The 9,843-nt window shown below is 39.2% G+C and carries 6 protein-coding genes; 3 read left to right on the top strand and 3 right to left on the bottom strand.

Annotated elements, in window-relative coordinates:
* The coding region (locus XEN7305_RS26260) for a CRTAC homolog protein (protein ID WP_006507468.1) at positions 1-2,379 on the bottom strand (2,379 nt) is incomplete at its 3' end.
* Positions 2,380-2,889: 510 nt separating this feature from the next.
* Between XEN7305_RS26260 and XEN7305_RS01105 the strand changes: the two genes are divergently transcribed.
* From XEN7305_RS01105 to XEN7305_RS26265, 3 genes are read left to right on the top strand one after another with little or no spacing between them, the layout of a single operon-like run.
* On the top strand, positions 2,890-3,579 hold the full coding sequence (locus XEN7305_RS01105) for a class I SAM-dependent methyltransferase (RefSeq protein WP_006507469.1): 690 nt from the start codon (positions 2,890-2,892) through the stop codon (positions 3,577-3,579).
* A gap of 31 nt (positions 3,580-3,610) precedes the next feature.
* Complete coding sequence (locus XEN7305_RS01110; RefSeq protein WP_158500368.1) at positions 3,611-4,585, top strand: cyclopropane-fatty-acyl-phospholipid synthase family protein; 975 nt, start codon at positions 3,611-3,613, stop codon at positions 4,583-4,585.
* A gap of 18 nt (positions 4,586-4,603) precedes the next feature.
* Positions 4,604-5,491, top strand: coding sequence for a class I SAM-dependent methyltransferase (locus XEN7305_RS26265; protein ID WP_006507471.1), 888 nt, complete (start codon positions 4,604-4,606; stop codon positions 5,489-5,491).
* A gap of 61 nt (positions 5,492-5,552) precedes the next feature.
* Here XEN7305_RS26265 and XEN7305_RS01120 read toward each other — a convergent pair whose 3' ends face one another.
* Positions 5,553-7,037 carry a tetratricopeptide repeat protein gene (locus XEN7305_RS01120; RefSeq protein ID WP_006507472.1) on the bottom strand — a complete coding sequence of 495 codons (1,485 nt, stop codon included), beginning with the start codon at positions 7,035-7,037 and terminating at the stop codon, positions 5,553-5,555.
* 227 nt (positions 7,038-7,264) lie between these two features.
* A partial coding sequence (locus XEN7305_RS01125; RefSeq protein WP_144053173.1) for a tandem-95 repeat protein occupies positions 7,265-9,843 on the bottom strand: 2,579 nt, incomplete at its 5' end.

Below are 9,843 nucleotides of genomic sequence, written 5' to 3' on the forward strand. Positions count from 1 at the left end.
TTGTCCAAAAACCTGATCATTGCCACTACCACCATTGAGAGTATCATTGCCAGCTTCTCCCACTATTAAGTCGTCATCATTTTGCCCAAAAACCTGATCATTGCCAGTGCCACCACCTAGGGTATCGTTGCCATCTCCTCCGAATATTGAATCGTCATCATCTTGTCCAAAAATCTGATCGTCGCCATTGCCGCCATCGAGAGCATCATTGCCAGCTTCTCCCAATATTACATCGTCATCATCTTGTCCAAAAACTTGATCATTGCCACTACCACCATTGAGAGTATCATTGCCATCTCCCCCAACTATTAAGTCGTCATCATTTTGCCCAAAAACCTGGTCATTGCCAGTGCCACCACCTAGGGTATCGTTACCATCTCCCCCCACTATTAAGTCATCATCATTTTGCCCAAAAACCTGATCATTGCCACTACCACCATTGAGAGTATCATTGCCATCTCCCCCAACTATTAAGTCGTCATCGTCTTGCCCAAAAATCTGATCATCATCATTAACATCCTCACTATCTGTGGATTCTACAATTTGGATAATTTGATCGGCAGAAATATTTGTGAGTGTTTGCTCTATCCCACTTGGCCATCTGATAATTAACTCATCCACTATATTGTTATCTGCTAGTCCAAAATGAATTCGCTGATGATTTTGAGCTCCATTATGAATTCCTCCAGCCTGCTCTCGGAGTTGTGTCACCCCTCCAGCAGTAGCAAATATCTGGGCACCTATGCCGTCTCGGTTAGACACGACCCCTTCTAAATCAATTTCGAGCCAATGATTATCATTACCCAAATTCCGAAAAAGCTCATAGGGGGCATCCTCGATAAGTTCGGAGTGATTGGTAACGAACAAGTCGAGAAAACCGTCTTGGTCATAGTCAACAGTTGTGACTCTAGAGCCAACTCCTCGGGTAGTTCCTGCTGCACCTCCAGCATCGGTCACAGGAATGAAAGTTCCATCTCCTTGGTTTGCGTAGAGAATATTAGGCTGATTGATTGCTGCACTCGTTGCCACAATATAGAGGTCAATATCCATATCGTTATCAAAATCTCCCGTTGCAACACTCACTCCAGCATTGGGTACTCTATTTATTGCAGATGCTCCAGTATAATCTACCAGTTGTGAGCCATTATTTAGCAGTAGTTTGTCAAGAGGAGGCGGTTGATTGGGATTAAAGCCAATAGCTTCTAGCTCCGAAATCGGTTCTGTCGATTCAATAGAAATAGGTACACTATTCCGATTGGGAGTTGACAAAAGTAGTTGCCAATTTTCCAAAGTGGGATTATAACCAATGTAAACGCCCCGATCGCTTCCCGCCTGATGGGAGAAAATCCCGTGAAAATTTGGATTAGTGGGAGAGAGGGTGAACTCCAAATTATTTGGAGTAGAAGGGTCTTCATCTATGGCTTTAAGCCCTCCTGCTCCGATATAAACCTCGCTTTGAGATAATAACCCTGGGATGGGTGAAAACTGCTTGGGAATATAAAGATTAAATTTGACATCGCCATTGGTATCAAATTTAATACCTTGCTCATCTTGATTGAATCCTAACCACGCTGCTACATCATTGGCTCCTTCTTGGCCAAAATCGGATAAATTCCAGGAAAGTGTTGAGTAGATGTCTGGGCGTAAATCATTATTGAAGTCTGCGATCGCGATATCTCTGGAGGGACTGTTATTCGGCAATACAGTATTAGTAATGTCTCTAAAGGGAAGTGAGCTTATATCATAGACAGTCTGTCGAGCACCTTCTCCGATAACAATCAGGTCTAAGTTCCCATCTCCTGATAAATCAGACAGAAGGCCAAAGGCGACATTGTGGTTAGGGTTAAAGCCGATAGTTGAGCCAATATCCTCAAATCCACTATTGGTCTGGCGAAAAATTGTTGGTGGTGCTTGACCATCTGCTCTTGCTGCCACTGCCATAACAAGATCTAGCAAACCATCTTTGTCAAGGTCAAACCAGGTCGGAGTTCGCCCCCGCCCCAGTGAATAATCAATGCCTAGTTCTCTAGCTTTGTCTGAAAGTATTCCGTCATTATTAATATATAGATTATTATCTCCAAGGCCAGTTCCTCGTACTGAACCAACTAATTCCACTAAGTCTTGATCGCCATCGTTATCAAAGTCAACCCAAGCAGCTCCATGATTATCTTTGGGTTGTTGTGAAGGGGAAAACACCACAGAAGTAACATTTGTAAATGTTCCATCTTTATTGTTTTGATAGAGGACAGTGGGAGAAAGATGCCAACCGGTTAAGAGGTCAGGCCAGCCATCATTATTAAAGTCACCCCAAAAACTTGATTCGCCTGATCTTACATTAGAAATTCCAGCATTTTGAGTTACTTCGTCAAAAATAAACATTGTTTTAATTATAATACTCTTTTAAAAAGTTCAAATAAAAATTAGTGTTATTGGGAAAGATCACTAAGTTGTTTTCTATATCTCGAATATATGTTGATTCACTATGTCTTAGGTGTGGTTGGGATAAAGTTTCACTATTTTTCGATAAATTTCAGATAAAAGGTGAGTTAATTACTTAGGTATCATTTCTTAAGTCACTATCCGAAGCTGTTAGTGTCAGCTTAAATACTTATTGTCCTTGTTTAAAATGATTATAATTTAACTAAACTAAAAGTTTTGCCCCACCAGACTTTAATTTTTATTTAAGAAAAAAACTAATGGCAATCCCCAGTTTTTAAGACATAATCTGGATTGTAATGCACGAAAACTGAAGTCAATCATATTTGAGCGAACCGTAACTCAGCAGTCAAGAGAAAAAAGACTCAAATAGTTGCTTTAAAATTCCCATTGCACTTTAAATATTTTTAGGCGCGAAATACAACTATCTAAGATATAAGGAGTGAAGATAAATTGACGAATCCCCTACCAAAAATTGCGGAACTGATCGAGAAAGAAACTCCCTATACTGGGGGCCCAATTGGTTATTTTGAATGCGTGGGTCGTGATACATTCATCACACTTTTGCAAAACGGATTGAGACCAGATCACAAAGTTCTTGATCTCGGTTGTGGTGCACTACGGCTTGGATATTGGATCGCACGCTTCATGGATAAAGGTAACTACTATGGCATTGAGCCAGTAAAGGGAATGCTTGAGGCGGGTAAAAAATATTCTCTAGGAGATGAAATTATCTCTGAGAAGCAGCCCGAATTCTCATACAATAATTCCTTTGATTTTTCTGTTTTTGAGGTTAAGTTTGATTTTGTTGTGGCGCGATCTATTGTAACTCATACAACTCCGGGAATGTTTCGTAAAATAATAGAACAGTTTGCAGAAAATGGCGCAGATGAATCAATTATGCTGGCTTCTTATTGGCCGACTGAAAACGGATTTCCTCCAGGAGGGGAAAACGGAGATGAGCTACCGTTGGATGACTGGCGCTTCAAACAAGTAATCAAATATAGTTTCGAGACTATAAGTAAATGGTCTCAAGAATTTGGAGTCAAAGTATCAAAATTTGAATTAAATCCCCAAATAAATGGACAAGTATGGCTTAAATTTGAAAAATCTGAAGCCCAAAAAAGCAACTACTTCCTCTAAGTCTGGCACCCAAAATAGAATGAGACAAAACTTGCATTATGACAAACGACTTGACAATGAATTAAAAGATTTTAACAAGATCACGAATTTACATGCTTTACCTCAAATCTTTCATTATTGGTCTAATAGGTACTTAAGCATATACATTAAAACCATAGGATATAAATCAATACGTGATCTTTTTTTCCAACATCTTAAGCAAGCTTGTCAGACCAAAGATAAAGCCCGTTTTTGCAGTATTGGAGTCGATAATTGTAGCAACGAAATTCATCAGATCAAAAACCTAGTGGGGGCTGGTCATACTAACTTTGTTTTTGACTGTATTGACATTAATCAAAATAAATTGCAGCAGGGTTGGGAAACTGCTTGCAAATTGGGTTTGGAAAAATATTTAGAAGTTAAAGCAATAGATTTAAATTCCTGGAAAGTACAACATCAATATGATGTAATTTTGGCTATACAATGTCTGCATCATTTCATTGAACTAGAAAGTATCTTTCAAAAAATATATGATTATTTGACTCCTGAAGGTTATTTTATAACCCACGATATGATCGGTAGAAATGGTCATCAACGTTGGCCTGAAGCACTAAATGTCATCAATTCTTTTTGGAGCGATTTACCCTCAAAATACAAATTTAACCATCGAAGTAAACAGATAGAAGAGAATTTCATCAATCGAGATTTTTCCCAGCATGGTTTTGAAGGCATTAGAGCTCAAGATATCCTCTATTTATTAGATCAAACCTTTGAATTTCAAGATTTTATATTTTGGGGTGGTGTGATCGACCCTTTTATCAGCAGGGCTTTTGGTCATAATTATGATCCCAAAAAAGCAGAAGACAAAGCCATTATAGATAAAATCCAAAAAATAAACGAAGACCTTTTAATCAGCAATATTATTAAACCAACTCAAATGGTGGCGACCATGGGGAAAGCTATTCCAGATAAGCAACATTTTCTATATGGATTGTCACCATCCGCATGTGTCCGCAAAACTAATTGAAGAATCGAGGGAAAAAAATTGCATACATCTCAGAAATTACCACATCTTTCCTATTTAAAGGCTAAATCTTTTGACGAATATCAGCGATTAAGATCTGTTAGTCGGGAATTGTACATTTTAATGCAAGATATAGAACAAGCAATTCTCTACAATCATCAGGATCAAGACCATGTTGAGCTTAATGGCTATTGTCATGTCTGTGATTCTTTTAGTCACTTTAAAATAGATTGCAGTCGGGGGAGAAATGTTAATGATTTAAAAATTCCCAACTGGAGAGAAGGATTAGCATGTGTTAAATGTCGTCTGAACAATAGAAAAAGAGGGTCATTGCATATTTTTTTCAGGGAATGTTCTCCCAGTCAAGAATCTAAAATTTATTTGACAGAGCAAAAAAGTCCTTTATATAAGCATGTAGCACAAAAATTTCCTCTTACCTGCGGAAGTGAATATCTAGGAGAAAAAATTGCTTATGGAACGATGACAAAGGATGGAATTAGGAATGAGTCTTTGACTGGTCTCTCGTTTGAAAATAATAAATTTGACTATATACTTTCTTTTGATGTTCTAGAACATATACCTAATTATATTCAAGCATTTAAAGAATGTTTGAGAGTGTTGAAGCCAAAAGGTAAGTTAGTCTTTTCTGTGCCATTTAATATAAATTCACCTTCAAACATAATCAGAGCAAAAGTTGATCATGAAGGAAATATAATCCATCTGAAACCAGCTCAGTACCATGGAGATCCTATGAGTAAGGATGGTGTGTTATGTTTTCAAGACTTTGGATGGCAAATGCTTGATGAAATAAGAGAGGTTGGTTTTAGTTGTGTAGAAGCGATAATTTATAGGTCGAGATTTTATGGATATTTAGGGAATAGCCATACTGTTTTTGTGGCACAAAAATAGCTTTTATTCCGTTCTATGGAATAATGATAGAAGAATTTATTAAAACAGTTTGTGTTATAAATTACCAATTGAATTTTATTTGTAGATACTCTTCCAGTTTTTGGTTATGAATATGGAAGAATTCAGTCAACTTTTGTCTAATATCTTCTTCTAGGGGAGGATAAGAGCCTATGTTCAACTTGTGATATTGATTATTGATAACTTTGGGCAATTCGAGAAATTGAAAAACTAGTTCCATAATCTTGCCAGGGCAATCAAAAAAATCTTCGCTTTTCAAAATTAAAAATTGCTCTCGGGGGAATATTTGCAACCATCGTTGTAACTTGAGAAAATAGAGGCTTTGAAATAAAGTACCTCCTGAATGAGATAACTCATCAATGGTCATTTGTTGAGAATGTTTTATTCCTCTGATGATTACTTCTTCTAGTGTTTTTGTGACTTTTCCTGTTTTTTTATTTTGATAATAGTCAGAAATACTGCGATCAGCAGGATTTCTCAATAAAACGATTAGTTTGGTATTTGGGGCAGTTTGATAAATTCTTTCTGGTACATGGCGCCTGAAAAAATAGCTAGGGGAAGCTTCTCCTGTAATGAATTCTGGATCGTCTGTAATGGTTGGAAATTGAGATAAATACCAGTCCCAGCCATTGGTAAAGTTTTTACTGAAAAAATTGATTTCCTTATTATTCGGTAAGAGAATTTGGGGATGATTGTCTAAATAAGAATAAAGAGAAGTTGTTCCACATTTACCAGCGCCAATAATTAAAAAATCAGGAGCTTGTTGTTTGGGCGATCGCCAATCTAGTTTCACCAATTCGGGATTGAGAGCCACGGTTTTTTTATAGATAGACTTGCGATAGTAAACCTTCGCCTCTTTTAGTTTCTGTTGTTGAGTTAGTAGGTCTGCTAGATTGTTTAAGGCAGGGACCAGATCTGGATTTTGTTCTAATATTTTTTGATAAAAACCAATGACTTTTTCCAGCCAAGCTGATTCTAGTTGAGTGAATTTTAAAGCTGTGTAGGCAGGAAGATAATTAGGATTGAGTCTTAGTGCCCGACAAAAACAATTGACTGCCTCTTTAAGATCATTGTGCTTTTTCAAAGATTCTCCGAGTTCAACTTGCAAATCTGGAGAATTAGGTTGGAGCTGTACGGATTTTTTTAAGCAATTGAGAGCTTGTGCCTCATCCCCCTGTCGGACAAAAGCCCGAGCCAAATTGCGGTAAAACCAGGGATTTTCTTCTTCTAGTTTGATGGCTTGAGAGAAGAATTTTATAGCCTTTTGAGTTTTTTTTAAATGTAATAATATTATTCCTAAATTATTATAAGACCAACTATAGTTGCGATTAACTTCAATTACTTTTTTATAGGCTATCATAGCCTCTTCATATCTTTGCTGCTTACATAAAACCTGCCCCAAATTAAAATTGGCATCCCAACGATTAGGTTCTAAATCAATAATTTTTTGAAAACTTTTGCTGGCATCCTGCCATTGTTGTTGCTCGACTTGTTTTTTTGCTTGGGTAAAATATTCAGCAACCGACATAATATTAACTTTGGACCGATAATATAGATTGGACTATTTCCCAAAGATATTAACTCAGCAACTTGTAATGTCAAGCTGCTTTTTGGTGACTTACCAGGACTTCGTCCTTAAAGACAGAGGGTAGAAGGCAGAAGGAAATAACTTACTTCCTCCTTCTGCCTTCGTGTGACATGGCGAATATTAGGATATAACATTGACTGAATACTAGAGGAAAATGAGACCAGTATTTACAAGACCTTGATATCAGTATTTACAAGACCTTGAGAACCTGTGAGAGTTGCCAATACTTGTGCCCCTTGACCACCTTCCCCATCTTGATCGAATAAAACTCGACCTGTGGCAGCATCGTAGCCAAATCGATGATTGTCGTCTGTTGCTATAGTTCCTCCAAAGAATTGAGATAGGGGTAATACTCCCCCAGATAAACCTCCAGGGAAAAGCGCTCCAACAATCAGAATTTCATCTACACCTGTTGCAAATTGTTCAATGGTGTCGTTGCCTTCTGTGGGAGAGAGGTAGATGAAACTGTCATTTCCTGCACCTCCATTTAAGATGTCTGCTCCAGCACTACCGACTAAGAAGTCATTGCCATCACCACCATTAATTGTGTCATTCCCGTTGCGTCCAGTTAGGCTATTACTCTCAGCATTTCCCAATATATTGTCGTCAAACTCAGAACCAATAATATTTTCAATGCTGATTAAGGTATCAGTTCCGCCAAATCCTCCATTGACAATGCCCGTATTTAAGTTTACATTCACTCCTGCGGAGTCGCTTTGATAAACTGCTGTATCTATATTGGGTCCGCCGTCAAGAATATCATTCCCAGCTCTCCCGTCTAGTACATCATTGCCTGCAAATCCTGCCAGCAATTCAGAATCTGTAGTTCCCGTCAAAGCATCATTACCTCCAGTACCGCCAACTGTATTGAGGGGCTCTGTGATCAGATTGGGAATAATAGAATCTTCAATTGGGATGATATTAATACCTATTGTGGCAATATCAGTTAAACCGCCAGCATCGCTAATCTGATAAGCAAAGCTATCGAGACCGTTGTAATCTGGATTTGGAGTGTATGTGAAAGTGCCATCTCCATTGTTAACCACTGTTCCGTTAGTTGCTTGCGCGATTATTGTCGCAGAAGTGGGAACAAGATTACCATCTACATCAATGTCATTAGCTATTGCAGCAATGTTGACTGGGACATCTTCATCCGTAGTAACATTTTCGTCATTCGCAATCGGAAAATCATTCACGGAATTTACTGTGATGCCTACTGTCGCAATATCAGTCAAACCACCAGCATCGGTAATCTGATAGGTAAAGCTATCGAAACCATTGTAATTTGGATTAGGAATGTAGGTGAAGGTGCCATCCCCATTGTTAACTACTGTGCCGTTAGTCGCTGGGGAAACAACTGTTGTGGAAGTTGGATTTAGATTACCATCTATATCAATATCATTAGCTATTGCGACAATGTTGACTGGAATATCTTCATCTGTGGTCAAACTATCATCATTGATGACAGGGGCATCGTTAACCTCGGTGACATTGATCACAAAAGGTACCGAGTCACTAGTATTTATGCCACCATTTATCGTGTCTCCATTATCTATTAAGGTGACAATGACATTAGCAATGCCATTAGCATTATCGACAGTTCCATAGGTTAAGGTGCCATCAGGTGCGATCGCTGGTTCCACGGAGAAAAGGGCAGGATTGTCATTAGAGACAATAAAGTTCAGAGCCTGTTCAGCTTCATCTTCAGGCCCTGGGGAAATGGCCGTTGCCCAGACCAAACTTTGCACTCCTGAATCTTCTGGGATAATTTGGTCTGGTCCTGGGATAAAGCTCGGAGCATCGTTAACCTCAGTGACATTGATCACAAAGGGTACAGGAGCACTAGAATCTACACCACCATTATCGGTGCCACCATCATCTATTAAGGTGACAATGACATTAGCAATGCCATTCGTATCGTCGGTGGGGGTATAAGTTAAGGTGCCATCAGGTGCGATCGTTGGCACCACAGCAAAAAGAGCCGGATTATCATTTTCAACAAGAAAGTTGAGGGCCTGCTCAGCCTCATCCACAGGCCCGGGAAAAATAGCTGTCGCCCAACCAGTAATATTTTGCGCCCCTGCATCTTCTAGAACAATTTGGTCAGGTCCAGCGGTGAAGCCTGGAGCATCATTGACCGGCTCAATATTAATCACAAAGGGGATAGGGCCAGTAGTGTCTATGCCACCATTTTCGGTCCCACCATCATCCGTCAAGGTGACCGTAACATTGGCAGTTCCACTAGTATCGTCGATGGGGGTATAAGTTAAAGTGCCATCAGGTGCGATCGTTGGCACCACAGCAAAAAGAGCCGGATTATCGTTTTCAACAAGAAAGTTGAGAGCTTGGCCAGCTTCATTCTCAGGGCCAGGAGAAGGACCTATCGCCCAGGCTAGGTTTTGAGCCCCTGCATCTTCGAGGATATTTTGAGTGTCCCCAGGGGTAAAATTCGGAATATCATTGACAGAATTGACAGTAATTGCCACAGTTGCTGGAGCATTTCCTCCATTACCATCGTCAATGGTGTAGGTATAGGTGTCAGTACCATTAAAGTCAGGATTAGGAGTATAGGTAATGGTGCCATCGGCATTTACAGTAGTAGTCCCATTGGTACCATCGGTGGCACTTGTAACAGTTAAGGGATCTTCATCGAGGTCACTATCGTTAGCTAAGACTGCTGTAGTTACTGCAAGATCTTCATCTGTGATGTCGCTATCATCTAGGGCAATAGGCTCATCATTCACAG

The sequence above is a fragment of the Xenococcus sp. PCC 7305 genome (genome assembly GCF_000332055.1).
Lineage (GTDB): Bacteria > Cyanobacteriota > Cyanobacteriia > Cyanobacteriales > Xenococcaceae > Xenococcus.